Genomic DNA, 26,926 nt, shown 5'->3' on the forward strand with positions numbered 1-26,926 from the left:
ACGGGTTTTCGTTTTGAGGCTCTCATGACAACTTCCGTCGGCATCGTCACGCCCCGGCACGCCGATTTCGATTCTCCGCTGACGCTCAGAAGCGGAGGCGTCCTGCCCGCCTATCGGCTGGTCTATGAAACCTATGGCACATTGAACCGCGAGCGCAGCAACGCGGTGCTGATCTGCCACGCGCTGTCAGGATCCCACCACGTCGCCGGCGTCTATGCCGACTCGCCGCGCTCGACCGGCTGGTGGGACAACCTGGTCGGCCCGGGCAAGCCGCTCGACACAAACAAGTTCTTCGTGATCGGCGTGAACAACCTGGGCGGTTGCCACGGCTCGACCGGACCTTCGTCGATCAACCCCGAGACCGGCAAACCCTGGGGTTCCGCTTTCCCGTTTGTGACCGTCGAAGACTGGGTCGAAACCCAGGCGAGGCTGGCCGACCTGCTCGGGATCGAGCGCTTCGCGGCCGTCGTCGGCGGCAGCCTGGGCGGAATGCAGGCGCTGCAGTGGACGCTGGCCCACCCGGACCGCGTCCGCTATGCGGCCGTGATCGCGGCCGCGCCGCGGCTCACCGCACAGAACATCGCGTTCAACGAAGTCGCACGCCAGGCGATCATGTCCGACCCCGAGTTCCACGGCGGCGACTACTATGCGCATGGCGTCGTGCCAACGACCGGACTCAAGCTCGCGCGGATGGTCGGCCACATCACCTACCTGTCCGACGACGCGATGGGTGCGAAATTCGGCCGCAAGCTGCGCCACGGCACCAAGCAATATCACTGGGACGTCGAGTTCGAGATCGAATCCTATCTGCGCTATCAGGGCGACAAGTTCGCGGCTTACTTCGATGCGAACACCTATCTGCTGGCGACCAAGGCGCTCGACTACTTCGACCCCGCTTTCGAGTTCGGCGGCGATCTCGTCGCGGCGCTCGCCCGCGCCCGCGCCGACTTCCTGGTCGCTTCCTTCACGACGGACTGGCGCTTCTCGCCGGAGCGCTCGCGCGAGCTGCTCTTCGCGCTGATGCATAACGGCCGCTCGGTCAGTTACGCGGAGATCGAGTGCCCGGCCGGGCACGACTCCTTCCTGCTCGACGACCCTCAGTATCACGCGGTGATGCGCGCCTGGTTCGACCGTATCGAGGTTTGAAATGAATCGCCAACGTCATGACTTTGAAGTGATCGCACGCTGGGTCTCCCCCGGCGAGCGGGTTCTCGACCTCGGCTGCGGCGATGGCAGCCTGCTCGCCTTCCTGCAGCAGCGCCGTCAGGTCGCCGGCTATGGCATCGAAGTGGATCCTGAGAAGCTGGTCGCCTGCATCAGGAACGGCGTCAATGCGCTGCAGATCGATCTCGAGGACGGCCTGCGCGGCTTCGAGGATGCGCAGTTCGACCATGTGATCATGAGCCTGTCGCTGCAGGCCGTGCACCAGACCGAGCAGATCCTCGACGAGATGCTCAGGGTCGGCACCGAAGCCGTCGTCAGCTTCCCGAACTTCGGCTACTGGCGCCACCGCCAGGCGATCCTGAACGGTCGGATGCCGGTCTCGGAGAGCCTGCCCCACCAGTGGTACAACACGCCGAACGTCCGCTTCTTCACGATCGCCGACTTCGAAGCGCTGTGCGAGGCGCGCGGCATCGAGATCCGCGAGTGTGCCGCGTTCGACGACGACAAGCCGGTTCCCGAGGAGGCGAATTTCCTCGCCAACGTCGCGATGTACCGGCTGGGCCGCAAGTCGGTCGCCTGATCGTCAGGCCGCTGCGAGCATCCCGTCGATGACCCTCAGCACGCCGTTCTCGTCGTTGCCGGGGGCGCGGTGGCGGGCGTGGGCGGCGACGGCCGGAAGCGCATTGGCCATCGCATAGGAGTGCATGGCTTCGGCGAACATCTCGACGTCGTTGAAGAAGTCGCCAAAGACCATCGTCTCCTCGCGCGTGATACCGAGCGCGGCCTGCACCGCGCGCAGGCCGGCCCCCTTGTTGACGCTGGCCGCCATCACATCGACCCAGTGCTCACCCGAGACGACGACCTGAAGGTCCAGTTCCAGCGCCAGCACCGCAAAGTGCGGATGGATCTCACGCGCAGCGCTGCCGGCGTCGAACAGCGCGAGCTTGAGGATCTCGTCCTGGACCACGGCGAAGTCCTCAACGACTTCGAGCTTCGGGTAGTAGCGCCTCACCTCATCGCTGAAGCGGCCGGGCAGCGCATAGGCTGAACGCTTGCCGCACAGCACCGCGCCGCGCTCGTTCGCTCCGGCGGGCAGACTGCGCAGCCTGGCGAGCAGGCCGGCCAGAGCGGCGGGCGCGATCGTCGTCGACGCGAGCTCCCTGCCCTCCAGCATGACCAGCGCGCCGTTCTCGGCGATGACCGGCAACGCGCCTGCCGCCTCGGGAAACAGCTCGACGATGCTCTGGTACTGGCGCCCACTGGCCGGACAGAATGCGATTCCCCGCTCGGCGAGGCGGGCCAGCGTATCGGCCAGCCCGGCCGGCAAGGCCTTGCGCCCGTCGAGCAAGGTGCCATCGAGATCGCTGGCAATCAGGCGGATTCGTTTCATCATTCTCCCTCAGGCCGTCACTTCGATCCGGTTGTCTTCGGGATCGAGCAGCACATACTCGTAGTAGCCATCACCAGTGCGGCGCGGGGCATCGAGCACACGCAAGCCCTCGGCGAGGCTCTGCGCATGATGGCGGTCGACGGCTTCCTCGCTGCCGACCGAGAGCGCGAGATGGATCAGCCCCTGCCTCTGCCTGAGCGGATCGTCCTGACTGGCCGGCACGTCGGCTCTGGCCATCAGCTCCAGCCTGGCCCCGTCGGCGAAGCCGAGAAAGAACGAGCGAAAGCCGGTGCGCGGATTGTGGTAGAGCGGCCCCGGATGCGCGCCAAAACGCCGCACATAGAATTCGCGCAGGGCGTCGAGGTCGCGAGACCAGATCGCAACGTGTTCTATCCTCATCTGGGTTTCCTTCCGAATAGTCTCGGCGATCATCTTGCCCTGACCCGGCGCGACAGCCAAACTTGCATTTCTTTGCATCTAAAAAGTCTGGCTTATGCTCCGCGCGCTTCTCCCTCACCTGCCCGGCTTCGCCGCGGTCGCCCGCCATGGCAGTTTCTCGCGCGCCGCCGAAGAGCTCGCGCTGACCCAGGCCGGAGTCAGCTACCAGATCCGTCAGCTGGAAGACAGGCTCGGCTTTCCGCTCTTCCTGCGCGGTCACGGCCGCCCACTGCAGCTGACCGAACGCGGCGCTCTGCTGCTCGACGAGTACCGGCAGGTCGAGAGGGCGATGGACAGAACTCTGGAGCGGATCCGGATCGGCGGCGGACGGCAGCGCATCCGCGTCACCGCACCGGTCGACCTGGGCAGCTGCTACATCACGCCTCGCCTGCCGGCAATCGAGGCGCGCGGCCTGATCGTCGACCTGCAGCTGAGCGATCAGCCGGTCCGGCTCGCCGACAGCCTCTTCGATCTGGCGGTGCGCAACGACACGAGCGAAGCGAAGCTCGTCCACGAGGCGCTGCTGACCAGCGCCAACGTGCTCGTCGCAAGCCGCGACTACGCGGCGTCTCATGGCATGCCGACCACGGTGCCCGAGCTGCTCGGGCACCGGATCCTGCTGCGCAACCGCGAGCGCAGCCACAGCTGGAGCGCGCTGCTGGCGAGCGGCGGGCTCTCTCTCGCCCAGCTTGCCGACACGCGCGAGCTGGGCAACAGCTTCGCTTTGCTCGAAGGCGTACGCGCGGGCCTCGGCGTCGCGCTGCTGCCACGCTACCTGGTCGAGACCGGCATCAACGAAGGGCGCCTGCGCGAGCTGCCTCTGGCCGGCGCCAGCCCCGGCGCAACGGCTTTCTTCCTGAGCTACTACCCGTCCGGCACGGCCAGACAGTGGGCTGCCGTGCTGATCGCCTGCCTGGGCGCCCGCGACGCTGTCTGAGCGCGGCGTTCAGGCCGAATTCAAGGCCCGGATCAGCGCCTGCAGCAGCTCCCGGGTCTGCGGATCCCGGGCCGGAGTCCGCCGCTCGATCTCGTTCGCAAGATCGTTCATCAGCCAGCAGAACTCGCCGGCGAGGCTCGCGAGCTCGTGGAGCGCCTCTTCATCCTCTTCGACCTGCTCCAGCACGGTCGCCATGTCGTCGGGATCGCAGCCGGTCTGCAGCACCAGCGAGCGGAGGGTTTCCATCCGCTCGAACAGGAAGCCGAGGGGCAGGGCCTCGCCCGGAGCGTTCCCGAGCTGCGCCCCCAGCGTCTTCCACAGCAGCAGCACGTCCGAGAGTCGGGCGAGGCCCGCCTCGATCTCACCCCGCGGGCGAAGCCGGGTACGGAGCCGGTCGGGCGCGGCGCGCAGCAGATCGCGCAGTGCGCCGATCGCGGCGGATGCGAAGCGCGGCTTGCCCAGCTTGAGCAGCACATCCAGCCGGTCGAGATCCTGGCGGCGCAGCAAGCCTTCCGAGACCTCAACGAGCGCGAGGATGCGGCCCAGAGGGTGGATCTGCGCGAAGTTCAAACCGTAGGGATAACCGCTGCCGTCCGCCCGCTCGTGGTGGTGCAGCACTGCCAGGGCTGCGGAGCGGCAGCTCGCTGGCAGGAGCTGCTGCAACAGCACGAAACCGGTGACCGGGTGGACGTAGAGGTAACGCCGCTCCTGCCGGCTCAGCTCGCGCCCGGGCGCGAGCAGGACCGGATCGGTGTGCAGCTCACCGATGTCATGGCACAGCGCCGCCAGCAGCAGATTGCAGCGTTCGTGCTCGGCGAGCTCCAGGCGCAGGGCCAGCGCGTGGGCCAGCAGCGCGCTGCGCAGCGAGTGCTGGTAGAGCGCGGCGCGCTGGGAGCGCATCACGCTGAGCCGAAAGCACAACGCAGCGGAAAGAGGCAGTTGGGCCAGGGCATGCTTGACGGCCAGCGCATCGCCCGAACTGGCAGCGATCTGCGCCAACAGCGCATCGTGTTCGATCATCTGCGCCGCCTCCAGCGCCAGCTGAGCAGGCGAGACCGGCCCCGCCAGGCTCAGGCTGTTGTCGAGCGGGATCTTCAGTCTGTGCTGGGTCAGCAGCTCGAAGTGATGCTGGTTGAGCTGCGCCCCCTTGGCCAGCAGCTTGGTTCCGTTGCTGGAATAGATGTCCTGATCGACCACAATCTCATGCGCCGCGCTCATCCCGGTGACCGCGCGGATGTAATGCGGGCTCTGGTCAGGCGAGACGGTGTTGGAGATGGGCAGGCGGCACATGGTCGACTGGGGCAAAACCGTATTCTGCCTCAGTCAGGTACCAATAATACTTCAAGGCACGAAGTAGATCCGGTAGCGGCGCGGCAGATTCGCACGCAGCACGATCACCCCGCTGGCGACCTTGCCGGCCAGAGCGGCTTCTCGCGTATAGACCTTGACCGAAGGCGAAGGCTGGACCAGCAGCGAATCGGCGTCGCAGAGGATCACTCCCCCTTCGCGGGATTTCGACGCACAGCGGGCGAGCCAGGCCGGCCCCTTGATGACCTGGGCTTTCGCGACCGGCTCAGTGCGTACGGACTCGGGCACATCGCTCGCCGGCTTCGCTTCGGCGGCAGCCTTCTCCGCCAGGGCTTTCTCGGCGGCGGCCTTTTCGGCAGCCTTGTCCTTGCGCCGGGCCTTAGGATGAGCGGGCTTGGGCGCCGGTTTGGGCGCGGCCACCACCGCGGGAACAGCGGGTTCGACCGACGAGATCGGCTTTGCCACTTCGGGCGCAGCCACAGGGGGCGCCTCGGGCTCCGTCGCGCACGCCGCGAGCCAAACCGTTGCCAGCAGACATAGCCAGGCAAGCTTTCCCATGTTCTCCTCCGCACCCACTTGAATAACCGATGCCATTGTACTTGCCTCGAGCACGGGCGGGAAATGTCGGCTTGCACCCTTCGCGCCCATGAGTTAGCGTGCCGACTTCGCCAGGGGTCCCCGTCAAGCCGGGGTGAGAAATACCCTCCGAACCTGATCCGGATCATGCCGGCGTAGGGAGGCGAAGCTGAGGCCGGGTTCCGCCCGCCCGCTTCCCTTTCGCCCCAGAAAGAGGAAGCTGATGAACAAGCCTTTCACCGCGGCTCAAGCCCAGGTCGACGCAGCCGCTGTCGCCCCCCTGCCCCATTCGCGCAAGATCCATCTGCAGGGCACCCGCCCCGACCTGCGGGTGCCGATGCGCGAGATCACCCAGGCCGACACGCCGACCGCCTTCGGCGGCGAGAAGAACCCGCCGATCTTCGTCTATGACTGCTCGGGCCCCTACACCGACCCGGACGCGAGAATCGACGTGCGCTCCGGCCTCCCGGCGCTGCGCGCGGCGTGGATTGCGGAGCGGGGCGACAGCGAGGTGCTGGCCGGCCTCTCGTCGCGCTACGGCCAGGCGCGCGCCGCCGACCCCGGACTCGATGGCCTGCGCTTCAATTTGAGACGGACACCGCGCCGTGCCAGGGCGGGCGCGAATGTGACCCAGATGCACTACGCCCGCCGCGGAATCATCACGCCGGAGATGGAGTTCATCGCGATCCGCGAGAACCTGAACCGCTCCGCCTACCTCGCCTCGCTCGCGGCGAGCGGTCCCAAGGGCGCACAACTCGCCGAACGGATGGGCCGCCGCCATCCGGGCCAGAGTCTGGGCGCGACGATTCCGGACGAGATCTCGCCCGAGTTCGTCCGCGCCGAGGTCGCCGCCGGCCGCGCGATCATCCCGGCCAACATCAACCACCCGGAATCGGAGCCGATGATCATCGGCCGGAACTTCCTGACCAAGATCAACGCGAACATCGGCAACAGCGCCGTCTCGTCGAGCATCCAGGAAGAGGTCGACAAGCTGACCTGGGCGATCCGCTGGGGCGGCGACACGGTGATGGATCTGTCGACCGGCAGGAACATCCACGAGACGCGCGAGTGGATCCTGCGCAACAGTCCGGTTCCGATCGGCACCGTGCCGATCTATCAGGCGCTCGAAAAGGTCGATGGTCGCGCCGAGGATCTGACTTGGGAGATCTTCCGTGACACGCTGATCGAACAGGCTGAACAGGGCGTCGATTACTTCACGATCCACGCCGGCGTGCTGCTGAAGCATGTACCGCTGACCGCGAACCGGATGACCGGCATCGTCTCGCGCGGCGGCTCCATCCTCGCCAAGTGGTGTCTCGCCCATCACCAGGAGAACTTCCTCTACACGCACTTCGAGGAGATCTGCGCGATCATGAAGGCCTACGACGTCGCGTTCTCGCTCGGCGACGGGCTGAGGCCTGGCTCGATCTGGGATGCGAACGACGAAGCCCAGCTCGGCGAGCTCGCGACGCTCGGCGAGCTGACCGCGGTCGCCTGGCGGCACGATGTCCAGGTCATGATCGAAGGCCCTGGCCATGTGCCGATGCAGCTGATCCGCGAGAACATGGATCTGGAACTCGACTGGTGCAAGGAGGCCCCGTTCTACACGCTGGGCCCGCTGACCACCGACATCGCGCCCGGCTACGACCACATCACCAGCGCGATCGGCGCCGCGCAGATCGGCTGGTACGGCTGCGCGATGCTCTGCTATGTGACGCCCAAGGAGCACCTGGGCCTGCCCGACAAGGACGACGTGAAGACCGGCATCATCAGCTACAAGATCGCCGCCCACGCCGCCGACCTCGCCAAGGGCCACCCGGCCAGCCAGATCCGCGACAACGCGATGAGCAAGGCGCGCTTCGAGTTCCGCTGGGAAGACCAGTTCAACCTGGGCCTCGATCCCGATACCGCGCGCAGCTATCATGACGAAACGCTGCCCGCCGAAGGCGCGAAGCTCGCCCACTTCTGCTCGATGTGCGGCCCGCACTTCTGCTCGATGAAGATCACCCAGGACGTGCGCGACTATGCGGCCAGCCAGGGCCTGGCCGAGAACGAAGTGCTCGCGAAGGGGATGGAGGCAAAGGCGGTCGAGTTCGTCAAGAGCGGGGCCGAGGTCTACCGAAAGCAGTGAACTCGCCTGCGCCTCGATGACATCCGGGAGCCCGGGAATCCGGTATAAAGAGTCCTCGCTCCCGAATTCATGAAAGGATGGCCGACATGACCCCGCTGACCCGCATTTTGAGCCTGCTCGCCCTGCTCGGTGCCACGCTCGGCGCCGCGCAGGCGGCCCGGATCACGCTCTGCGAAGACATCAATTTCCGCGGACGCTGCGTCACGCTCGATCGAGGAGTCGAGACACTCGATGACCTGGGCATGAATGACCGCATCTCCAGCATCCGGGTCGACGGCGAAGCGTGGCAGATCTGCACCGACGCCCGTTTCCAGGGCGAGTGCGCAGTGCTCGACGGCACCCGCCGCGACCTCGCGGGCACGCCCTTCCAGGACCGCATCTCCAGCCTGCGCCCGGCGCGGGAATCGGACGGCAAGGGATGGGGCAACCCGAACAACCGGCAGCAAGCCGCGATCGTCGTCTATCAGGACGCGAACTTCAGCGGGCGGTCGCGATCTTTCACCTCCGACGTGCCGGACCTGTCCCGTTTCGGCCTCAATGACAAGATCTCGTCGGTGCGCGTGCAGGGTGGTCACTGGCGCCTGTGCCGCGATGCGGACTATCAGAACTGCATCAACGTCGATCAGGGCGGCATCCGCGACCTCTCCGGGATCGGCCTCAACGACGCGGTCAGTTCGCTCCAGCTCGTCCGGCCGGGAGACGACGGCAACTGGAGGCACGACGGTCACCAGGATAGGAACGAGGGTCGCCCAGACAACGACAGAGGCATCGCGATTCTCTTCGAGGACGCCAACTTCGGCGGCCGCGCCCTGGAAGTGCGGGACGCGCTCCCCGACCTCGGCCGCCGCGGCTTCAACGACCGCGTCTCGTCGATCCGGATCACCCGCGGCCGCTGGCAGATCTGCCGTGACGCAAACTTCCAGGGGCGCTGCGAAGAGATCAGCCACAGCATCCGCGATCTCTCTGACCACGACTTCAACGACGCCGTGTCGTCGATCCGCCCGCTGCGCTGACGGCCCAGGCCCGAGCGAAAACTGTCTTGATCGATCCGAGCGGGTTTGCCTGATGAGCGCGGCCAACCCGCTCCGCCATTAGTGTGACTGATCGCCCATCACCGGTGCTGATACTGTTTATCGGCACAGCGTTCTGCCGCTACGCTAGCGGCAACGCGGCGCCGGGACCCCGGCCCGGCAAACGACAGACACTCTGATGACCTATCCCAAACCCCGCAGTCAGGCGATGCTCGAAGAACTGAGCCATTATGTGATCGCCGAACCCAAGCCTTTCGTCGTCGACATCCGCGCCTCGCGCGGCATCCAGCTCGCGACCGTCGACGGCGACTCCATCACCGACTGGTGCGGCCTCTACGGCTCCCGGCTGCTCGGCTACAACCATCCGCGCCTCTTCGAACCCGCCTATCTGGAGCTTCTGGGTTTCGCCGCGAACAACAAGATGGCGAACCCTGACTTCCTGACCGAGGAGTGCCTCGCCTACTACCGGCTGCTGCACAGGCTCGCACCCGAATGCATGCGCGATCAGCGGGTCGAAGTCTATGCGGTGAACTCGGGCGCCGAAGCGGTCGAGAACATGATGAAGTACCTGATCAATCTTCATCATAAGAAGCAGCTCGCCCAAGGCAGAACGCCGCTGAACCGCCGCTTCATCTATTTCGAGCAGGCATTCCACGGCCGTACCGTCTATGCGCTGAACATCACCAAGCTCGCCAACGATCCGATCGCGACCCGCGACTACCAGGGCATCGTCCAGGGCAACCTGCAGGTACCTTTCCCTGAATACGACGCGCGACGCTCCGCCGCCGAGAACGAGCGCGAAGTCGATCGCGCACTCGCGAACCTTGAATACCTGATGCACAGCTATCGCGACGAGATCGTCGGCGTGATCCTGGAGCCGATGCAGGGCGCGGGCGGCCACCGGATCGCGCTGCCCCGCTTCTATCGCGAACTCTCCCGCCTGTGCCACCGCTACGACGTCAGCTGGGGCCTCGATGAAGTGCAGACTTCGGGCGGCCAGACCGGCAAGGTGTTCTGCATCGACCTCTACGACATTCCGCACCCGCCGCAGGCGATCGCGGTCGCAAAGAAGTTCGGCAACGGCGTGATCTATATGCTCAATCCGATGGACGACGTCGGCGTGCTCGACTCGACCTGGGGCGGCAATCTCGGCGACATGGTCCGCTTCGTCCAGGAATGGAGCATCGTCGAAGAAGAGGATCTGATCGCTGCCGTGCCCGCCAAGGCCGAGCGCCTGCTCTCCGGCCTCGAAGGGCTTTGTGTCCGCCACCCCGCAATGATCGCGAACGTGCGCGGTCTGGGCCTCTACCAGGGCTTCACGCTGCTCGACCCGGCCGACAAGGGCCGCCTGCTCGAGCTGGCGCTGGAACAGGAGAACCTGCTTCTGCTCGGCGCCGGCACCGACAGCATCCGCTTCCGCCCACCGCTGGACGTGACGCTGGCCGAGATCGACGCGCTGATCGAAAAGCTCGGGCGCCTGCTCGGGGCGATGGAGCAAACGAAGACGAATGAAACAAGTCACAAAATACCTGGCACGCCAGTCTTGTCACACTAGTACACGTTTGATCCATACCCTCGTCGCGCAGACTGCTCTATTCTTTTCGGCTTGCCCCCGAAAATCGCGCCGATGTCGCGCCTGTGCCGATCCCTGCTGATTCTGCTGCTGTTGTGCCCGCTCATCGCGGGCGCGACAGGCTTGGCTTTCCGGATCGAGCGCCTGCCCGACGGAGTCGCTGCCCAAGAAAGCGAAGTGCTGTCCGGGAAGCTCGATTCCAGCTTCGTCCCGACGACAGTGGCAGCACTGAACGACCTGAGCAGCCCCCGCTGGTTCCGTCTGTTGCCGGAGGCCGACTGGCGGGAGAGTTCTCCCCCCGTCCTGCAGGTGCGCCAGAGCCGCTTCCAGCAGCTGACCGTTTATCCCCTGGACGGCTCGCCGCCGACCACTCTTTCCGCGCTGGGCCGGAATTTCCCGGCGAGCCAAACCCGCGGAATCCTGATCTTCCCGCTCGGCGCGACGCTTTCCTCTGCCCAGAGTATCTATCTGCGCGCCAGACTCGACGGCCCGCCGACCCGGCTCAAGCCCATCGTAACGCTGAACTCGCGCGATGCAGCCCAAGCGGCGACGCTGGCGCATGTCCGGCTCTCATCGGGCGCTTTTGCGGCGCTGATGGCGCTCGCACTGTGCGCGCTCTGCGTCTGGCTGATCGCCCGCGAACCGCTCTTCCTGATCTATTCGGGCCTGGTCGCCAGCCAGGGCATCTATGTCTGCCTGGCCTTCTACGAGGGTTACTCGCTGCCCGGCATCGAAAACCTGCTCTTCCTGGGCACCCGGCTTCAAAACTTCTTCGCGTCCCTCGGCGCCTTGATCGCCGTCCAGTTCGCGCGGAGGATGACCAACGTCAGGCAGATCGCCCCCCGTCTTGACCGGGCTCTGGCCCTGCTGCAAACGCTGTTCCTTTTGCTGCTGCTGGCCGTACTGCTGCTTCCCTTCGCATGGCGCTACGGCCTTGCCGCACTGGGCAACTTCGCGATCCTGACCGGAACGATGTTGATCGTCTTTGCCGGCGCGCTCGGCTGGTGGAAAGGCAGCCGGGCCGCAGCCTTCTTCCTGCTGGCCTGGCTGACGATGCAGGGCTTTACCTTCGCCCACTCCCTCTGCGATTTCCTCGGCCTCCAGCCCAGTCTCGCCGTCTACTACGGCTTTCCGCTGTCGATGGTGCTCTCCGGTGTCATGCTGGCGCTGGGTCTGGCCGACCGGGTCCGCGAGATGCGTGCCGCGCTCAGGGAAGCGCAAAAGCATGCCAATACCGATGCGCTGACCGGCGTGCTGAACCGCCGCACGATCCTCGAACGCCTGGATTCGGCGCGCAAGGCCTTCCGCAATGAGGGCGTCGCGGTCTCGGTGCTGTTCATCGACATCGATCATTTCAAGCGAATCAACGACACTCACGGCCATCTGGTCGGAGATGCCTGCCTGCGCGAGATCAGCCGCCGCCTGCTGGCGCGTCTGCGCCACTCGGATGCGGTCGGCCGCTACGGCGGCGAGGAATTCCTGATCGTGCTGCGCGGAGTCGAGCGCGCGGCCGCGGCCGCGCTCGCCGAAGAGATCCGCGAGGCGGTCGGCGTCCAGCCGCTCGACAACATCCGCTTGAGCTGCAGCATAGGCGTCGCGAGCAGCGGCTCCGACCCGCTTTCCGCGGAGGACCTGATCGCCCGCGCCGATGCAGCGCTCTATGCGGCCAAGAACAGCGGGCGCAACCGCGTCGCGATCGCGCCCGAATCATCGCTGCTCTCCCCTGACCCGGTCCAGACTGAAGGAGGATTCAATGCCGGCATCCACCCCGAAACCGCAAACCATACGCCCCGGTGATGTGCTGTTGCACATGGGCGATGGAGAAATCTCGAAACTGATCGCGTGGGCCAGCAACTCCCGCTACAGCCACTCGGCCCTGGTTCTCGACGACGCGACCCTGATCGAGGCAACCGGAGCCGGAGTCAAGACCAAGCCCCTCGCCCCCCGACTCACCAACCACCAGGAATTCAGCCTGATCGACGCGTGGCGTTTCGGCGGTGTCGACGCCCAGCTGAGCGCGGCCCGGCTCGCAGCGCTCCAGGACTCGGCCCGCTCCTTCATCGGCACCCCCTATCCGCTCAACCAGCTGTTCGAGCTGGGAATCGTCTGCGCGCTGCGCGACAAACTCGCCTGGCCGGAACCGCTCAAGTGGTTGCTCCGGATCGCGCTGGATCAGGTCGTGCGCTCGGACCCCGGGCAGATGGTCTGCAGCGAATTCATCTATCGCAGCTTCGCCGACGCAAAGACCGAGCCCCCTGGCGCTCTGCGCCCGGTCATCGAAGTCGTCGCCACCACCCAGCTCCCCTTCCCGGACATCGACTGGATCGCCTTGTACGAGGAGTACGAGCAGGCCCGCCAAGCATCTCCCCACACCCTGCCTGCGGCGCCGCTGCGCGCCAGCGCGGCCCCCTCCCCCGCAGTGCCCGCAACGGTCGATCCCGAGCACGCCGCGCTGGCCAGGCAGATCCGCCAGATGCGCCGCGCGGCGCGCACGCCGATCGCGGGCATTGCCGAAATCGTCGACCCCTGGCCCAATCCGGAGACCGTGACTCCTGAGGATTTCGCGACAAGCCCGAGTTTCGCACTCGCGAGCCACATTCTTTCCTGAAACAGATAGGGTTCGTCTTGCCGATTGGCGGTCGAGGTCGAATAATCCACTGATGCGGCCGGTCGGGCCGCCAGAGGAATCTCTCGATGAGTCCGAACCCCGATCTGTCCTCACGCCTGATCTCGGTGCTGCAGCGCAATTTCCCGGCATTCGGAGATCTCTGGGCACGCTTTCCGGACAACCTGTTCGTGATCCGCTGCGAAGAGGACGGCGGTTTCACGGTCGTCGCGATCAACCCGGCCCAGCAGAAGAGCATCAGCCTGCTCCCCCGGGATGTCGTCGGGCTATCGATCGAGCAGGTCGCCCCACCCGAATATCTCGGAGGGATCCTCGCCCACTACCGCGAATGTGTGGCATGCAAAACGCCGCTGAGCTACGAGGAATCGACCAGCGAACCAAGCCTGCGCACCCGGCACTGGCAGACGCTGCTCGTGCCGTCCGTGGACCGCAAGGGGCGGGTCGCCTACATCCTGGGCGTCTCCCGCGACATCACCGCCGTCCGGGCAACGGAAGAAGCTCTGCGGCGCGCCAACGAAGAACTCGAGAAGCGGGTTGCCGAACGCACCGCCGAACTGGAGGAGGCCAACGCGCGCCTGCTCGAACAGGCGATTCGCGATGGCCTGACCGGGCTCTACAACCGCAGGCATTTCTTTGCACTGGCGGCGCGCGAATTCGGCCTCGCGATCCGCCACACGAGGCCGATGTCGGTATTGATGATCGATCTCGACCACTTCAAGAAGATCAACGACCGCTTCGGCCACGCCGCCGGTGATCATGTGCTGCAGTCACTGGCCATGCAGATGGGTTCAGCGCTGCGCCAGTCCGATCTGCTCGGGCGTTATGGCGGCGAAGAGTTCGCCGCCTTGCTGACCGACACGGTCGAGCTGGAAGCCCGCCGGATTGCCGAGCGCCTGCGGGCCGAAGTGGCCACAGCCCACATCCATTGGGGCGAGCACCAGCTTGGCTGCACCTTGAGCCTGGGCATCGCGCATATGGATCCGGACCGCGACGTCAGCATCGAAGCGCTGATCGAGCGCGCCGATCAGGCTCTGCTCAGGGCCAAGCGGAGCGGGCGCAACCGGATGGAGTTGAGCGCCTGAACGCTAGAACTTGAGTTCGACGTTCAGGTTCAGGTCCGGCCGGGTCTCCCGGCTGTTCAGGTCGACCTGGGCGCCCAGCCCGTAGCTGAACGCAAGACTGCGATCGACACGGTAGCGGCCGGAAATCTTCGGGCTCAGGGTGTCGCTCCCCGCATCGACGAGACCCCGGTCGTACTTTCTCGAGCCCTTGCCCGTCAGATCCAGCGACAACCGCGGCGTCAGATCGACAGAACTCGTCCAGTGGTAGCCGACCGCGAGTTCCCGCCCCGCATCGGCGCTGCGCTCGACCGACATCCCGAGCTTGACCGCCAGAGGACCGAACTGGGTCTTCAGCTGCGGTTTCACCCCCATGTCCCAAGCCTTCGCGCTGAGCCGGTCCATCTGCCGGGTCAGGTGCAGACCCAGATCCAGTTTGCCCGGCAAGGGCATCAGCAGCGAATTGGACAGATCGAGCTTGTGATCAACCTTGATCGTATCGAGGCGCGGCGCAGCGCTATCCTGGCTGGCTGCGTTCAGCGCGAAGCGGGTCTTGCCGACCTCGCCCAAGCCTAAATCGAGGTGCATGCCCAGAGAGTCGACATCCTCTGCGCCGCTGGCGCGCTTGGCGCTGAGCGCAAGCTGGGGATCCTCGTTGCGGACGCTGAGCAGCTTCACGGTCTCCGCGCGGGCGCTCAGACTCGCGAGCGCGAGGAGGAGCAGGCAACAGGATGGACGCAGAAAGGCAAGCATCCCGACATCATAGCGAAGAGTCAGGCCCCGTCCGGTTACCGCATGTTGCAGGATGCTACCTGACGCAGGCTCGGCCAGAGGCTACACTCCGCCCTCAGCCTGACCGTTTTTCCGAAAGAAATCATGAGCTTCTCCCGCCATCCGCTCGAACTGCTCGCGCCCGCGAAGACGGCCGAGATCGCCCGCGAAGCGATCCTGCACGGCGCCGACGCCGTCTATATCGGCGGCCCCTCGTTCGGAGCGCGGGCCAGCGCCGGAAACAGCATCGCCGAGATCGCTGAGCTGAGCCGCTTTGCGCACCGCTTCGGCGTGCGCATCTTTGCGACGCTGAACACGATCCTGCACGACAACGAACTCGAAGCGGCCCGCCGCCAGGCGGTGGAGCTTTGGGAGGCCGGCGTCGACGCGCTGATCGTCCAGGACATGGGACTGCTCGAACTGGATCTGCCGCCGATCGCGCTGCACGCCTCGACCCAGTGCGACATCCGCACGCCGGAAAAGGCACGCTTTCTCGCTGCCGCGGGTTTTTCCCAGCTGGTTCTGGCGCGCGAACTGAATCTCGGCGAGATCCGCGCAATCCGCGCCGCGGTGCCCGATGACGTCGCGCTCGAATTCTTCATCCACGGCGCGCTGTGCGTCTCCTACTCCGGCCAGTGCTATCTGAGCCACGCACTGACCGGACGCAGCGCGAATCGCGGCGACTGTGCCCAGCTCTGCCGCCTGCCCTATACGCTACAGGACGGACAAGGCCAGGTCATCGCGTTCGAGAAGCACCTGCTCTCGCTGAAGGACAACAACCAGAGCGCGAACCTCGCTGAGCTCGCCGCCGCCGGAATCAGCAGCTTCAAGATCGAAGGCCGCTACAAGGACATGAGCTATGTGAAGAACATCACCGCTCATTACCGCCAGCTTCTCGACACCCTGCTCGAAACCCACCCCGAACTCGCGCGCGCCTCATCCGGTCGCAGCCATTTCGGCTTTTCCCCGGCTCCGGCCAGAAGCTTCAATCGCGGCGCCACCGACTACTTCGTCAATGGCCGGCAGCAGGGCATCGCCGCCTTCGATGCCCCGGCCCACATCGGTCAGGCCTTGGGGAGGGTGACCCGGCTGGGGGCGGACTGGTTCGAGATCGACAGCGAAGAGGCGCTCGCGAACGGCGACGGCCTGTGCTGGCTCCACAAGCGCGAAGTCGTCGGAGTGCAGGCCAACCTGGCCCGGCGCGAAGGCAATCACTGGCGCATCGTCCCCAGCCGGCCGCTTTCCACACTGCCCGGCCTCCAGCCGAATCTCGTCATCCACCGCAGCCGCGACCACGTCTGGGAGCAGACGCTGCAGAAGAAATCCGCCGAGCGCCGGATCGCCGTCGACATGAGGCTCGCCGACACGGCCGAAGGCCTCGAACTCGCGCTCAGCGACGAGGACGGAAACGCCATCAGCGCCCGCATCACGATCGCGAAGGAGGCTGCGCAAAATCCCGAACGGGCCGAATCCCAGCTACGCGATGGCCTCGCCAAACTGGGCACGAGCATCTTCTCGGCCCGGAAAATCGAAATCGCGACCGCCCAGGCCTGGTTCGTCCCCGCCTCGGCAATCAACGCGCTGCGCCGCGATGGCATTGCCCGGCTCGAAGAGGAAAGGCTCGCGAAATGGGTTCGCCCCCCTCGCCACCCCGAGAGCCTTCCCGCCGAGCCCTATCCGGAAACATCGCTGAGCTTTCTCGCCAACGTCTACAATCAGGCCGCCCGCCGTTTCTACACGCGCCACGGCGTCACGCTGATCGCCTCCGCCTTCGAAGCGCACGAGGAAGTCGGCGAAGTCGCGTTGATGACGACCAAGCACTGCCTGCGCTTCTCGTTCAACATGTGCCCGAAACAGGCGAGGCAGATGGGCATCAAGGGCCGGGTCAGCGCCGATCCGCTGACGCTGGTCTGCGGAAACGAGAAGCTCAAGCTCCAGTTCGACTGCCGGCGATGCATAATGCATATACTCGGCCGTGCGAAACGCCACACCCTGCAGAATCCACCGCCTTCGCTGGAAACACGCTCAAGCAACGGCGAAGAAGGCCGTTAGTCCTTACGTATTACGGGCATGAAGTCCTGCCGTTTGCGTCAAATGCGCCAGATGCCTATTCTATAGGGCTGGTTTCCCGTTTAACCGGGGTTGAATACAGAGCAGGAATCAAGAAGTGGCAATCTCGTTCTTCCGCAAAGGACCGTCTGAGGCGGAGCCGCAGAGCAAGAAAGACAAGCTCAAAAGCGCCTCCCAATCATCCGGAGATCCGAACACTTCGCTGCTGGATTACTCCCAGTTCGGCGAGGTTCGCGCATTGGCCGCCGCAGCGGGAAAAATCCAGGTCGCCGAACTGTCGGACACCGACCACCCCGCAATCGAAGAGGCAGCGATCCTGTTCGCGAACGGCACCGATGTCGCCGCAACCGCCGTTCTGGAAGCGGCGATCGAAGAAGGCGCGGCGAACAACCAGACCTTGTGGTTCATGCTGTTCGACCTCTACCGACTGACCGACGGCCGCGAAGCCTTCGAGCAGCGCGGCGTCGCATTCGCCCAGCAGTTCGGCCGCTCGCCTCCCGTCTGGTCAGAGCTGGGCCATTCTTCGACCCCCAAGCCCGCCCAAGCCCGCAGCTCGGCGCCGACGATCAGCCTGACCGGCAACCTCGGCAGTGCTTCGGCCCCGCAGTTCGAGCAGATCGAGAAGATCGCCCAGAAAGCCGGCACATTGCGGATTGAGCTGGCCCGGCTCAAGAGCGTCGATGACAGCGGCTGCGAGCTTCTGCTCGCACTGCTGCAGCGTTTGCGTCAGGCCAGAGTCAAGGTTCATCTGTCCAGCCCGCGCACGATGCTCGCGATGATCGAAAACCATGCCCAGCCCGGACGCCGCGAAGGCAAGGCAAGCTGGCTGATGGTGCTCGAACTGATCCAGGCCCTTGGCGAAGCCGACCGCTTCGACGAAGTCGCGCTCGACTACGCGATCACTTTCGAAGAGTCGCCCCCTTCGTATGAAGCGCCGGCAGAGGGCGCGCTGACGACGACCTCGCTGAAACAGCCGCAGGAGAGTTCTGACGCCTCCGAGCTGGAACTCGTCCCGATCGAAGAGGAAGCACCCCAGTTCGTACTTGAGGGCGAACTGTCCAGCAGCCAGAGCGAGACGATCCAGAATCTGGCCAAGTACGGCGCCGATCGCAAGCTCATCAAGATCGACGCGAGCCGCCTGCAGCGGATGGACTTCGTCAGCGCCGGCACGCTCTTCAATGTACTGGTTCGCTTCCAGACCCAAGGCAAGCAGTGCGCGATCCTCGGCCTGAACGCGATGGTCGCCGCGCTGCTGCGCGTGATCGGCGTCGATCAGGTCGCCACGCTGGAGCTTCGTCGCAGCTGACCCCTTGCTTTGTGCGCCGGCGGCCTCATTGTCTGGTGACGGCCGCCTGTCGCGGCATCACATCGGGAAAGCGCATGGAGCAATACCACGGCACCACCATCGTCTCGGTTCGCCGCGACAAACAGGTTGCGCTGGGCGGCGACGGACAGGTCACGCTCGGCAACATCGTCGTCAAGGGAACAGCCCGCAAGGTGCGCAGGCTCTACCACGGCAAGGTTCTCGCCGGATTCGCCGGCGGCACCGCCGACGCCTTCACGCTGTTCGAGCGTTTCGAAGCCAAACTCGAAAAACATCAGGGCCACCTGCTGCGCTCGGCGGTCGAGCTCGCCAAGGACTGGCGAACCGACCGGATGCTGCGCCGGCTCGAAGCGATGCTGATCGTCGCCGACACCGAGAGCACGCTGATCCTGACCGGCAATGGCGATGTGCTCGAACCCGAGCAAGGCATCGCCGCGATCGGCAGCGGCGGAGCCTACGCCCAGTCCGCGGCCCGAGCCCTGCTTGAGAACACTGAACTGGCTCCGCCCGAAGTCGTCAAGAAGGCGCTGACGATCGCCGGCGACCTGTGCATCTACACGAACCAGAGCCACACGATAGAAACCCTCGAGTGGTGAGCCGTCCCACCCCCCTCTTGAAAGCCAAGCCATGAGCGAGATGACTCCCGCGGAAATCGTTTCCGAACTCGACAAGCACATCGTCGGCCAGGACAAAGCCAAGCGCTCGGTCGCGATCGCGCTGCGCAACCGCTGGCGCCGCGCCCAGGTCGACGAGGCGCTGCGTCACGAGATCACCCCGAAGAACATCCTGATGATCGGCCCGACCGGCGTCGGCAAGACCGAGATCGCCCGCCGACTGGCGCGGCTCGCGAACGCGCCCTTCATCAAGGTCGAAGCGACGAAGTTCACCGAAGTCGGCTATGTCGGCCGCGATGTCGACACGATCATCCGCGATCTTGTCGAGGTCGCCGTCAAGGACGAACGCGAGCAGGCGATGCGCCGGGTCCGCAACCGGGCCGAGGATGCCGCGGAGGACCGCGTTCTCGACGCGCTGCTGCCACCGGCGCGGCCGGTCGGCTTCGGCTCCAGCGAAACCCCGGAGATCGAGGACAACGCGACGCGCCAGAAATTTCGCAAGAAACTGCGCGAAGGCGAGCTCGACGACAAGGAGATCGAGATCGAAGTGGCCGCTTCCGGCCCGGTCGCCGAAATCTTCGCGCCCCCCGGAATGGAGGAGCTGACCCAGCAGATCCAGGGCATGTTCCAGAACATCGGCAACGGCAAGAAGGCGATGCGCCGGCTCAAGATCAGCGATGCGCTGAAGCTGCTGACCGACGAAGAGGCGGCCCGTCTGGTCAATGACGACGAGGCAAAGCTGGAGGCCGTGCGCAAGGTCGAACAGAACGGCATCGTCTTTCTCGACGAGATCGACAAGATCGCCGCGCGCGCGGAAGCGGGCGGCGCCGACGTCTCGCGCCAGGGCGTGCAGCGCGACCTGCTGCCGCTCGTCGAAGGCACGACCGTGACGACCAAGTACGGCATGGTCAAGACTGACCATATCCTGTTCATCGCCAGCGGCGCCTTCCATCTCGCCAAGCCTTCCGACCTGATCCCCGAGATGCAGGGCCGCTTTCCGATCCGCGTCGAACTGGAAAGCCTGTCGGTCGAGGATTTCGAGCGGATCCTGACCAGCACCGACGCCTGCCTGACGACCCAGTATGCAGCGCTGCTGGCCACCGACGGGGTCAAGCTGGAGTTCCTGCCCGAAGGCATACGCCGGCTCGCCGAGATCGCCTGGCAGGTCAACGAGAGCACCGAGAACATCGGCGCGCGCCGGCTCTACACAGTGATGGAGAAGCTGCTCGAAGAAGTCAGCTTCGAAGCCGGCAAGCCAGGCCTCGACAAGCTGAGCATCGATGCCGCCTATGTGAACGGACGGCTGGAGACCCTGGCCGGCAGCGAAGACCTCGCCCGCTACGTGCTCTGAGAGCGCAAGGCGAAGGGTTTGCCCGCCCTTCGCCGACCGCGGCGGCTAGCCGAACAGGTAGAGCCCCGCGAGCAGCGCCGAGACGGCGAGGAAGGGCAGCGAGTAGAGGTGGAAACGCCACCAGGCGCTCCTGTCACCCAACAGGCGCAGCGCGATCAGGTTCGCGAGCGAACCGACCAGAAACCCAAAGCCGCCGACATCGACGGCCCACGCGACGACCCGCCAGTTACCGCTGTGCTCGGCGAGCAGAATCGCGGCCGGAACATTGCTGATCAGCTGCGAGACCAGCACGCCCGAAGCGAAGAGCCTCAGCGGATAGTCGAGCCCGATCGCCTCGACCAGGTGCCGGACCGGTTCGAGCTCGGCGACGAGGCGCAGGTCGATGAACATCAGCACGAAGATCGCGATCAGCGCCCAATCGACCTGGCGCAGCACGCGCCGCGCCGCGACCAGAAAAACCCCGGCGACGAGAGCGAGAGCCCAGAGCGGCCGGTGCAGATCGAGCAGCACCACAAAGGCAGGATAGAGCAGCAGCGAAGTGCCCAACAGGCGCCGGTTCAGCGACGGCGCTTCGACGTCCTCGTGCGTCTCTATCCGCACCGGCGCAAAAGCCCATATCGTGAAGAGGAGCAGAACCGCGATCAGGATCAGCGCCAGAGGCAGCATCGCAGCGACGAAGGTGTGGAATGCGACGCCCGAGCGATGCCACAGGAACAGGTTCTGCGGATTGCCGAGCGGCGTCAGCACCGATCCGGCATTGACCGCCAGCGCTTCGAAGATCACCAGGCGCGAAGTCGGCAGCCTGGCCATGCCGCGCAGACCCAGCGTCAGCGGCACGACGATGAAGAGCGCGATATCGTTGGTCAGCACGCAGGCGAGCAGCGCCGAGGCCAGAACCAGAAACAGCGCGAGCTGACGCTCGCTGTGCATCCGCGTGACGAGTTCGAAAGCCGAGCGCTGCAGAAAGCCGCACTCTTCGAGCCCGGTCGTCAGCAGCAAAAGTCCGGCCAGAGCCGCAATCGTTGGCCAGTCCACGCGCTGCGGATAGGACGAGACCTGATCGGGATGGAGAAGGCTCAAACCCAGGCACAGCAGGACCAGGATCAGCAACAGCCTGTCCTGGCGCAGGCGATCGAGAATCCGGGAAGGAACCAGCAGAAGCTCTTGCATCTTGGGGCTCGGGGGGAAGAACCAAGATTTTACGGGCAAGCGGCGATTTGCAGCGATAATCGCGGCGAACAGCGCTTTGCGAGGAAATGGGCATGCAGATTCTGGGCGTCGATGTCGGGGGCAGCGGCATCAAGGGAGCGATCGTCGAGACCCGGACGGGCAAACTGCTCAGTCCGCGGATACGGATAGCCACCCCTCAACCGGCCACTCCCGAAGCGGTCGGACAGACCCTGACCGAGCTGATCTCGCGCCACGGCTGGACGGGACCGGTCGGCATCGGTTTTCCGGCGGCGATCCAGCGCGGCATCGCGCGCACTGCCGCGAACATCGATGCTTCCTTCATCGGTCTGGCGATCGCCGACTACTTTTCGGAGATCAGCGGTTCTCGCTGCTTCATCGCCAACGATGCCGACGTGGCCGGCCTCGCCGAGATGCGCTTCGGTGCCGGCAAGGATCACAGCGGAGTCGTGCTGATCGTCACGATAGGCACCGGGCTGGGCACGGCGCTGTTCGCGAACGGTCAGCTTCTGCCGAACACCGAGCTGGGCCACATCTTTCTGAAGAACGGCGAAGAAGCCGAAGCGTATGCGTCGGACGCGGCGCGCGAAGCGCACAAGCTCAAATGGAGCGCCTGGGGCAAGCGCTTCAACCGCTACCTCGCGACGATGGAAGCGCTGTTCTGGCCAGATCTGATCGTGCTCGGCGGAGGGGCGAGCGCGAAACTTGAAAAATACTCGTCGCAAATCACGGTCAGGGCGCCGGTCGTCCCGGCGAGTTTCCTGAACCAGGCGGGGATCGTCGGCGCCGCGCTCTTCGCCGAGACCCAGCTCACGCCGCACGATCAGTGACGGGGGGCGGAAGCCGCGGTTTTTGAGGGGGGTTGCGCGGCCGATTGTGCGGCAGCCTTGGCCGCCGCTTCCCGCACCCGCTCGTCGTGCTTCTTCTGCTTCTCGTCGTAGCGTGCCGCATCTTCCCGGGCGCGGCGCGCACGTTCGGCCGCCGCCGCGGCATCGCGCTCGCGCCGTCCGGCCTTCGCGTCAGCGCGGCGAGCCTTATCCGCCCCCCGCGCCTCGGCCTGCCCGAGCGCATGTCCGCGCGGCTCAACCTGCTGCCTGGCCTGCTTTTCCCGGAAGAGCCTGGCCTGCTCAGCCTGCTCGGCTTCGCGGACCGGCCGGTCGGCCTCGCGCGCCGCATCGCGCGCCGCGACGCTGCGCGCCCTCACCTCCCGCTCCAGCCTCCCGGCCTCGTTCTGCTGAGCCCTGACCGCGTTCTCGCGGCGGATCAGCGACTGCTTCAGGTCTTCGCGGCAACGGTTCTCGAGGATCTTCGCCCGGCATTCGGCCTCGCCGCGCACGCGGTCGACTTCGATCCGCTCGCGCTCTTCGCTGCTCTGCTGGCGCAGCGTCGCCGCGCGCTCGAGTTCGCTGCGGTCGCGCTCGGCATCGCCGGGGCTGGCCGTTTGCGCGAAAGCGGGCAAGGAGAGAGCGGCCAGCAGGGCCAGAAACAACACTTGTGAGTGCAAGGACATCGGGATACCGGCTCACGAAACCGAAAGATAGGCAATTATGCCGCAGCGCGGCCATTACAATAGCCGGTTTCGTCTCCACCCCTCTTTTCCGATGATCCTCCTGCGCAATCTCGTCCTCGCCCGCGGCGCCAAGCGTCTGATCGACGGCGCCAGCCTTCAGCTTCACCCCGGCTGGCGGATAGGCCTGGTCGGCGCAAACGGAACCGGAAAGTCGACGCTGTTCGCGGCGCTGCGCGGCCTGCTCCACGCCGACTCCGGCGACCTCGAAATCCCGCCGGGCTGGACGATCGCCCACGTCGCGCAGGAAACGCCCGCGCTCGCGGTTCCGGCGATCGAGTACGCGCTCGATGGCGACGCCGAGCTCAGGCGCCTCGAAGCGGGGCTGCGCGATGCCGAAGAAAAACAGGACGGAATCGCGATCGGCGAACTGCACGCCCGGCTCCAGGAGATCGACGGCTACGGCGCCCGCGCCCGCGCCGCGGCGCTGCTCGACGGTCTGGGCTTCTCGACCCCGGACATGAGCCGTCCGGTCGCGGACTTCTCCGGCGGCTGGCGGATGAGGCTGAACCTCGCCCAGGCGCTGATGTGCCGATCCGACTTGCTGCTGCTCGACGAACCGACCAACCACCTGGATCTCGACGCGGTGATCTGGCTGGAGAGATGGCTGGCCGGCTACCGCGGCACGCTGATGCTGATCTCGCACGACCGCGACTTCCTCGACGGCTGTACCGACCACATCCTGTCGCTCGCCGACCACACGCTGACCCTCTATTCAGGCAACTACAGCGCCTTCGAAGAGCAGCGCGCGGCCCAGCTCTCGCAACAGCAGGCGATGTACGAGAAACAGCAGCGCGAAGTCGCCCACCTCGAAAACTACATCCGCCGCTTCCGCGCGAAGGCCACGAAAGCCCGCCAGGCACAGAGCCGGATCAAGGCGCTCGACCGGATGGAGCGGATCTCGGCCGCCCACGTCGACACCCCCTTCGACTTCACGATCCCGGCGCCCGAGCGCGCGCCCGACCCGATGCTGGTGCTCGACGGCGTCGTCGCCGGCTACCCCGACCGGCGGGTGCTCGAAGGCGTCGGGATGACGATAAGGCCGGGCATGAGAATCGGTCTGCTGGGCCCGAACGGCGCCGGCAAATCGACACTGGTCCGGCTCCTCGCCGGCGAAACCGCGCCTCTCGCCGGGACGCGGATCGAAGGCAAGGGCCTCGAAGTCGGCTATTTTGCCCAGCACCAGCTCGAACAGCTGCGCACCGACGAATCCCCGCTCGCCCATTTCATTCGCCGCGAACCGCAGACCCGGGAACAGGAACTGCGCGACTACCTCGGCGGCTTCGACTTCCGCGGCGGCATGGCGGACACACCGGTCGGCCCCTTCTCGGGCGGCGAAAAGGCCAGGCTCGCGCTGGCCCTGCTCGTGCGCAGCCGCCCCAACCTGATGCTGCTCGACGAACCGACCAACCACCTGGACCTCGAGATGCGCCACGCGCTGACCCGCGCGCTCGCCGAATACGAGGGCAGCATGGTCCTCGTCTCGCACGATCGCGCGCTGCTGCGCACCGTCTGCGATGCCTTCCTGCTCGTCGCCGACGGCCGCGTCGAGCCCTTCGAAGGCGACCTCGACGACTACCTCGTCTGGCTCGAAGAGCGGCGCGCCCAGCACGCCGCCGCAAACATCGATCAGGACGCAGCCCAGGACAAGGCCGCCCGCCTCCAGGCCAGAGCCGACGAAAAGGCCGAACGCCAGGCCAAGCTCTCCCGCCGCCGCCCGCTCGCGAAGGAGCTCGAACAGATAGAGCGGCGGATGGACGGCTGGAACGGCGAGAAGAAGCTGCTCGATGCGCGCCTCGCTGACCCGGCGCTGTATTCGGGCAACGCCGATTCGGCCCAGCTGCAGACGCTGCTCAAGCGCCAGGCCGAACTCGCAACGCTGATCGACAAGGGCGAGCTGCGCTGGCTGGACATCCAGACCGAGCTCGAAGAGATCGGCGAGATCTGACGCCGATGTCCGATTTTCGGCTTCGCAGGACGCCAGCTCCGGCCGCGACTCGTATCATTGGCGAAAGGGTCACCTCCAGCTTCAGGGGTGGCGGCGCCCGCAAGGCTGCGCGGGAAACGTCCTCCCGTTAAACTTTCATTCAATTGGCCACAAGAAGGAATCCCACTCTATGACAGAACCCACCACTCCGACGGCAAGCGATTTTGTTGCCCAGATCATAGAAAACGATCTCCGGACGAACAAACATGAAGGGCGGGTCGCGACCCGCTTCCCCCCAGAGCCCAATGGCTATCTGCACATGGGGCATGCAAAATCGATCTGCCTGAACTTCGGGTTGGCCAAAAAATTCCAGGGCAGCTGCAATCTTCGCCTCGACGATACCGACCCGGTCGGCGAATCGATGGAATATGTCGAGTCGATCATCCGCGACGTCCGCTGGCTCGGCTTCGACTGGGGCGATCGGCTTTTCTATTCCTCGGACTATTTCGAGAAGCTCTATTCCTTCGCGACGGAGCTGATCAAGCAAGGCAATGCCTATGTCTGCGACCTGAACGCGGACGAGGTTCGCGAGCGGCGCGGCTCGTTCAGCGAACCGGGCCGCGAGAGCCCTTATCGGAACCGCAGCGTCGAGGAAAATCTGGATTTGTTCTCCCGGATGCGGGCGGGCGAATTCGCGGACGGCACGCATACGCTGCGCGCGAAAATCGACATGGCTTCGCCGAACCTCGTGATGCGCGATCCGGTGATCTACCGGATCAAGCGGGAGCTGCACTACCGGACCGCGGACAAGTGGGTGATCTACCCGATGTACGACTTTGCGCACTGCCTCTCCGACGCGCTGGAAGGCATCACGCATTCGATCTGCACGCTCGAATTCGAAAACAACCGCCCCCTCTACGACTGGATCGTCGAGAGGCTGATCGCCCGCAATCGCCCGCAGCAGACCGAATTTGCGCGCCTGAACCTGAGCTATACGGTTCTCAGCAAGCGCAAACTGATCCAGCTGGTCAAGGAAGGCCATGTGCGAGGCTGGGACGATCCGCGCATGCCGACGCTGGCCGGAATGCGGCGCCGCGGCTTCTCTCCCGCGGCCATCCGGAATTTCTGCTCCGAGATCGGCGTCGCGAAGAACGACAACCTGATCGATCTGTCGCTGCTCGAACATTGCGTCCGCGAAGACCTCAATGACAGCGCGCCCAGGGCGATGGCCGTGTTGCGTCCGCTGCGCGTCGTCATCGACAACTACCCGGAAGGCCAGGTCGAAGAATTCGACTGCGCCAACCATCCCCAAAAGCCGGAAATGGGCTCAAGGGCGCTGCCGTTTTCCCGGGTGCTCTATATCGAGCGCGACGACTTCATGGAAAATCCGAGCTCGAAGTATCACCGCCTCGGCCCGGGCAAGGAAGTCCGCCTCAGAAATTCCTACGTCATCGCTTTCGCGAGCATGGTCAAGGACGAGGCCACCGGCGAAGTGATCGAGCTGCACTGCACCTACGATCCTGAAACCCGCGATGCGCCTCCGGCCGACGGCCGCAAGGTGAAGGGCGTGATTCACTGGGTTTCGGCGGAACACTGCGTCCCCGTCGAAGTGCGCCTCTATGACCGCCTGTTCAATATCCCGGAACCGGCCGGCGAAGAGGATTTCACGCGCCACCTGAATCCGGAATCTCTGGAAGTGCTGAGCACCTGCTATGCCGAAGCGAGCCTGAAAAACGCCGCGCCGGGCAGCCGCTATCAGTTCGAAAGGCTGGGGTATTTCTGTGCCGACGAAAAGGACTCGCAAGCGGATAAACCCGTGTTCAACAGGATCGTCGCGCTGAGGGATTCGTGGGCGAAGGTGGCCGCGGGAGCGCGGGCTTGA

At 65.4% G+C, this 26,926-nt stretch carries 23 protein-coding genes and 1 riboswitch; of the genes, 16 read left to right on the top strand and 7 right to left on the bottom strand.

Going from position 1 to position 26,926, the window contains the following annotated elements:
* The first annotated feature begins 24 nt into the window (after nucleotides 1-24).
* Together metX and metW are read left to right on the top strand one after the other, a co-directional pair.
* Nucleotides 25-1,146: a homoserine O-succinyltransferase MetX gene (gene metX / locus ACHFB9_RS16760; protein ID WP_417068659.1), complete on the top strand. Its 1,122-nt coding sequence runs from the start codon at nucleotides 25-27 to the stop codon at nucleotides 1,144-1,146.
* A gap of 1 nt (nucleotide 1,147) precedes the next feature.
* Nucleotides 1,148-1,744 (top strand): methionine biosynthesis protein MetW, encoded by a 597-nt coding sequence (metW, locus tag ACHFB9_RS16765; RefSeq protein ID WP_417068660.1) that lies wholly within the window; start codon nucleotides 1,148-1,150, stop codon nucleotides 1,742-1,744.
* Between the two features lie 3 nt (nucleotides 1,745-1,747).
* On the opposite strand, the gene ACHFB9_RS16770 is transcribed toward metW, so the two are convergent.
* A complete protein-coding gene (locus tag ACHFB9_RS16770) occupies nucleotides 1,748-2,554 on the bottom strand; it encodes an HAD family hydrolase (protein WP_417068661.1) in 807 nt (268 codons plus the stop codon).
* Nucleotides 2,555-2,563: 9 nt separating this feature from the next.
* Nucleotides 2,564-2,953 carry a VOC family protein gene (locus tag ACHFB9_RS16775; RefSeq protein ID WP_417068662.1) on the bottom strand — a complete coding sequence of 130 codons (390 nt, stop codon included), beginning with the start codon at nucleotides 2,951-2,953 and terminating at the stop codon, nucleotides 2,564-2,566.
* A gap of 94 nt (nucleotides 2,954-3,047) precedes the next feature.
* Here ACHFB9_RS16775 and ACHFB9_RS16780 point away from each other — a divergent pair, with 94 nt between their 5' ends.
* On the top strand, nucleotides 3,048-3,929 hold the full coding sequence (locus ACHFB9_RS16780) for a LysR family transcriptional regulator (protein ID WP_417068663.1): 882 nt from the start codon (nucleotides 3,048-3,050) through the stop codon (nucleotides 3,927-3,929).
* Between the two features lie 9 nt (nucleotides 3,930-3,938).
* On the opposite strand, the gene ACHFB9_RS16785 is transcribed toward ACHFB9_RS16780, so the two are convergent.
* Entirely contained in the window at nucleotides 3,939-5,219 is a 1,281-nt protein-coding gene (locus ACHFB9_RS16785; protein WP_417068664.1) for an HD-GYP domain-containing protein, read from the bottom strand.
* Between the two features lie 51 nt (nucleotides 5,220-5,270).
* Nucleotides 5,271-5,795: a hypothetical protein gene (locus ACHFB9_RS16790; protein WP_417068665.1), complete on the bottom strand. Its 525-nt coding sequence runs from the start codon at nucleotides 5,793-5,795 to the stop codon at nucleotides 5,271-5,273.
* Between the two features lie 102 nt (nucleotides 5,796-5,897).
* Nucleotides 5,898-5,992: riboswitch (TPP riboswitch) on the top strand.
* 44 nt (nucleotides 5,993-6,036) lie between these two features.
* On the opposite strand from ACHFB9_RS16790, the gene thiC reads away from it, so the two are divergent.
* From thiC to ACHFB9_RS16820, 6 genes are all read left to right on the top strand, one after another.
* A complete protein-coding gene (gene thiC / locus ACHFB9_RS16795; protein ID WP_417068666.1) occupies nucleotides 6,037-7,944 on the top strand; it encodes a phosphomethylpyrimidine synthase ThiC in 1,908 nt (635 codons plus the stop codon).
* Between the two features lie 86 nt (nucleotides 7,945-8,030).
* Nucleotides 8,031-8,957, top strand: a complete 927-nt coding sequence (locus tag ACHFB9_RS16800) for a beta/gamma crystallin-related protein (RefSeq protein ID WP_417068667.1) — start codon at nucleotides 8,031-8,033, stop codon at nucleotides 8,955-8,957.
* Between the two features lie 196 nt (nucleotides 8,958-9,153).
* Nucleotides 9,154-10,530, top strand: coding sequence for an aminotransferase class III-fold pyridoxal phosphate-dependent enzyme (locus ACHFB9_RS16805; RefSeq protein WP_417068668.1), 1,377 nt, complete (start codon nucleotides 9,154-9,156; stop codon nucleotides 10,528-10,530).
* A gap of 72 nt (nucleotides 10,531-10,602) precedes the next feature.
* Nucleotides 10,603-12,345 carry a diguanylate cyclase gene (locus ACHFB9_RS16810; protein ID WP_417068669.1) on the top strand — a complete coding sequence of 581 codons (1,743 nt, stop codon included), beginning with the start codon at nucleotides 10,603-10,605 and terminating at the stop codon, nucleotides 12,343-12,345.
* On the top strand, nucleotides 12,302-13,156 hold the full coding sequence (locus tag ACHFB9_RS16815; protein ID WP_417068670.1) for a hypothetical protein: 855 nt from the start codon (nucleotides 12,302-12,304) through the stop codon (nucleotides 13,154-13,156). The genes ACHFB9_RS16810 and ACHFB9_RS16815 overlap by 44 nt, the downstream gene beginning before the upstream one ends.
* 86 nt (nucleotides 13,157-13,242) lie before the next feature.
* Nucleotides 13,243-14,256, top strand: coding sequence for a diguanylate cyclase (locus ACHFB9_RS16820; protein WP_417068671.1), 1,014 nt, complete (start codon nucleotides 13,243-13,245; stop codon nucleotides 14,254-14,256).
* Nucleotides 14,257-14,259: 3 nt separating this feature from the next.
* Here the strand turns inward: ACHFB9_RS16820 and ACHFB9_RS16825 are convergent, their stop codons facing one another.
* The gene (locus ACHFB9_RS16825; protein WP_417068672.1) at nucleotides 14,260-14,985 is read right to left on the bottom strand and encodes a hypothetical protein; all 726 of its coding nucleotides are present in this window, start codon (nucleotides 14,983-14,985) and stop codon (nucleotides 14,260-14,262) included.
* 123 nt (nucleotides 14,986-15,108) lie between these two features.
* Between ACHFB9_RS16825 and ACHFB9_RS16830 the strand changes: the two genes are divergently transcribed.
* The 4 genes from ACHFB9_RS16830 (at nucleotide 15,109) to hslU (ending at nucleotide 20,362) form a co-directional block, all read left to right on the top strand.
* Nucleotides 15,109-17,055 carry a peptidase U32 family protein gene (locus tag ACHFB9_RS16830; RefSeq protein WP_417068673.1) on the top strand — a complete coding sequence of 649 codons (1,947 nt, stop codon included), beginning with the start codon at nucleotides 15,109-15,111 and terminating at the stop codon, nucleotides 17,053-17,055.
* A 115-nt stretch (nucleotides 17,056-17,170) separates the two neighbouring features.
* The gene (locus ACHFB9_RS16835; RefSeq protein ID WP_417068674.1) at nucleotides 17,171-18,379 is read left to right on the top strand and encodes an STAS domain-containing protein; all 1,209 of its coding nucleotides are present in this window, start codon (nucleotides 17,171-17,173) and stop codon (nucleotides 18,377-18,379) included.
* A 74-nt stretch (nucleotides 18,380-18,453) separates the two neighbouring features.
* Complete coding sequence (hslV, locus tag ACHFB9_RS16840) at nucleotides 18,454-18,993, top strand: ATP-dependent protease subunit HslV (protein WP_417068675.1); 540 nt, start codon at nucleotides 18,454-18,456, stop codon at nucleotides 18,991-18,993.
* Between the two features lie 31 nt (nucleotides 18,994-19,024).
* Complete coding sequence (gene hslU, locus ACHFB9_RS16845; RefSeq protein ID WP_417068676.1) at nucleotides 19,025-20,362, top strand: ATP-dependent protease ATPase subunit HslU; 1,338 nt, start codon at nucleotides 19,025-19,027, stop codon at nucleotides 20,360-20,362.
* A 45-nt stretch (nucleotides 20,363-20,407) separates the two neighbouring features.
* On the opposite strand, the gene ACHFB9_RS16850 is transcribed toward hslU, so the two are convergent.
* Nucleotides 20,408-21,532 (bottom strand): SLC13 family permease, encoded by a 1,125-nt coding sequence (locus tag ACHFB9_RS16850; RefSeq protein ID WP_417068677.1) that lies wholly within the window; start codon nucleotides 21,530-21,532, stop codon nucleotides 20,408-20,410.
* A gap of 92 nt (nucleotides 21,533-21,624) precedes the next feature.
* Between ACHFB9_RS16850 and ppgK the strand changes: the two genes are divergently transcribed.
* A complete protein-coding gene (ppgK, locus tag ACHFB9_RS16855) occupies nucleotides 21,625-22,380 on the top strand; it encodes a polyphosphate--glucose phosphotransferase (protein WP_417068678.1) in 756 nt (251 codons plus the stop codon).
* Here the strand turns inward: ppgK and ACHFB9_RS16860 are convergent.
* Nucleotides 22,374-23,060, bottom strand: coding sequence for a hypothetical protein (locus ACHFB9_RS16860; RefSeq protein ID WP_417068679.1), 687 nt, complete (start codon nucleotides 23,058-23,060; stop codon nucleotides 22,374-22,376). The genes ppgK and ACHFB9_RS16860 overlap by 7 nt on opposite strands.
* A gap of 91 nt (nucleotides 23,061-23,151) precedes the next feature.
* Between ACHFB9_RS16860 and ACHFB9_RS16865 the strand changes: the two genes are divergently transcribed.
* Nucleotides 23,152-25,065, top strand: a complete 1,914-nt coding sequence (locus tag ACHFB9_RS16865) for an ATP-binding cassette domain-containing protein (protein ID WP_417068680.1) — start codon at nucleotides 23,152-23,154, stop codon at nucleotides 25,063-25,065.
* Between the two features lie 169 nt (nucleotides 25,066-25,234).
* Nucleotides 25,235-26,926 carry a glutamine--tRNA ligase/YqeY domain fusion protein gene (locus tag ACHFB9_RS16870; protein WP_417068681.1) on the top strand — a complete coding sequence of 564 codons (1,692 nt, stop codon included), beginning with the start codon at nucleotides 25,235-25,237 and terminating at the stop codon, nucleotides 26,924-26,926.

It is taken from the genome of Niveibacterium terrae (assembly GCF_048213115.1).
GTDB lineage: Bacteria > Pseudomonadota > Gammaproteobacteria > Burkholderiales > Rhodocyclaceae > Niveibacterium > Niveibacterium terrae.

Bases quoted from the DNA above. Each gene is read 5' to 3' on its own strand.
- ACHFB9_RS16830 (WP_417068673.1), top strand. From the start codon at position 15,109: ATGAGCTTCTCCCGCCATCCGCTCGAACTGCTCGCGCCCGCGAAGACG.
- ACHFB9_RS16785 (WP_417068664.1), bottom strand. From the start codon at position 5,219: ATGTGCCGCCTGCCCATCTCCAACACCGTCTCGCCTGACCAGAGCCCG.
- ACHFB9_RS16800 (WP_417068667.1), top strand. From the start codon at position 8,031: ATGACCCCGCTGACCCGCATTTTGAGCCTGCTCGCCCTGCTCGGTGCC.
- ACHFB9_RS16850 (WP_417068677.1), bottom strand. From the start codon at position 21,532: ATGCAAGAGCTTCTGCTGGTTCCTTCCCGGATTCTCGATCGCCTGCGC.
- hslU (WP_417068676.1), top strand. From the start codon at position 19,025: ATGAGCGAGATGACTCCCGCGGAAATCGTTTCCGAACTCGACAAGCAC.
- ACHFB9_RS16775 (WP_417068662.1), bottom strand. From the start codon at position 2,953: ATGAGGATAGAACACGTTGCGATCTGGTCTCGCGACCTCGACGCCCTG.
- ACHFB9_RS16790 (WP_417068665.1), bottom strand. From the start codon at position 5,795: ATGGGAAAGCTTGCCTGGCTATGTCTGCTGGCAACGGTTTGGCTCGCG.
- hslV (WP_417068675.1), top strand. From the start codon at position 18,454: ATGGAGCAATACCACGGCACCACCATCGTCTCGGTTCGCCGCGACAAA.
- thiC (WP_417068666.1), top strand. From the start codon at position 6,037: ATGAACAAGCCTTTCACCGCGGCTCAAGCCCAGGTCGACGCAGCCGCT.
- ACHFB9_RS16805 (WP_417068668.1), top strand. From the start codon at position 9,154: ATGACCTATCCCAAACCCCGCAGTCAGGCGATGCTCGAAGAACTGAGC.
- ACHFB9_RS16780 (WP_417068663.1), top strand. From the start codon at position 3,048: ATGCTCCGCGCGCTTCTCCCTCACCTGCCCGGCTTCGCCGCGGTCGCC.
- ppgK (WP_417068678.1), top strand. From the start codon at position 21,625: ATGCAGATTCTGGGCGTCGATGTCGGGGGCAGCGGCATCAAGGGAGCG.
- ACHFB9_RS16810 (WP_417068669.1), top strand. From the start codon at position 10,603: ATGTCGCGCCTGTGCCGATCCCTGCTGATTCTGCTGCTGTTGTGCCCG.
- ACHFB9_RS16770 (WP_417068661.1), bottom strand. From the start codon at position 2,554: ATGAAACGAATCCGCCTGATTGCCAGCGATCTCGATGGCACCTTGCTC.
- ACHFB9_RS16860 (WP_417068679.1), bottom strand. From the start codon at position 23,060: ATGTCCTTGCACTCACAAGTGTTGTTTCTGGCCCTGCTGGCCGCTCTC.
- metW (WP_417068660.1), top strand. From the start codon at position 1,148: ATGAATCGCCAACGTCATGACTTTGAAGTGATCGCACGCTGGGTCTCC.
- ACHFB9_RS16825 (WP_417068672.1), bottom strand. From the start codon at position 14,985: ATGCTTGCCTTTCTGCGTCCATCCTGTTGCCTGCTCCTCCTCGCGCTC.
- metX (WP_417068659.1), top strand. From the start codon at position 25: ATGACAACTTCCGTCGGCATCGTCACGCCCCGGCACGCCGATTTCGAT.
- ACHFB9_RS16870 (WP_417068681.1), top strand. From the start codon at position 25,235: ATGACAGAACCCACCACTCCGACGGCAAGCGATTTTGTTGCCCAGATC.
- ACHFB9_RS16820 (WP_417068671.1), top strand. From the start codon at position 13,243: ATGAGTCCGAACCCCGATCTGTCCTCACGCCTGATCTCGGTGCTGCAG.
- ACHFB9_RS16865 (WP_417068680.1), top strand. From the start codon at position 23,152: ATGATCCTCCTGCGCAATCTCGTCCTCGCCCGCGGCGCCAAGCGTCTG.
- ACHFB9_RS16815 (WP_417068670.1), top strand. From the start codon at position 12,302: ATGCCGGCATCCACCCCGAAACCGCAAACCATACGCCCCGGTGATGTG.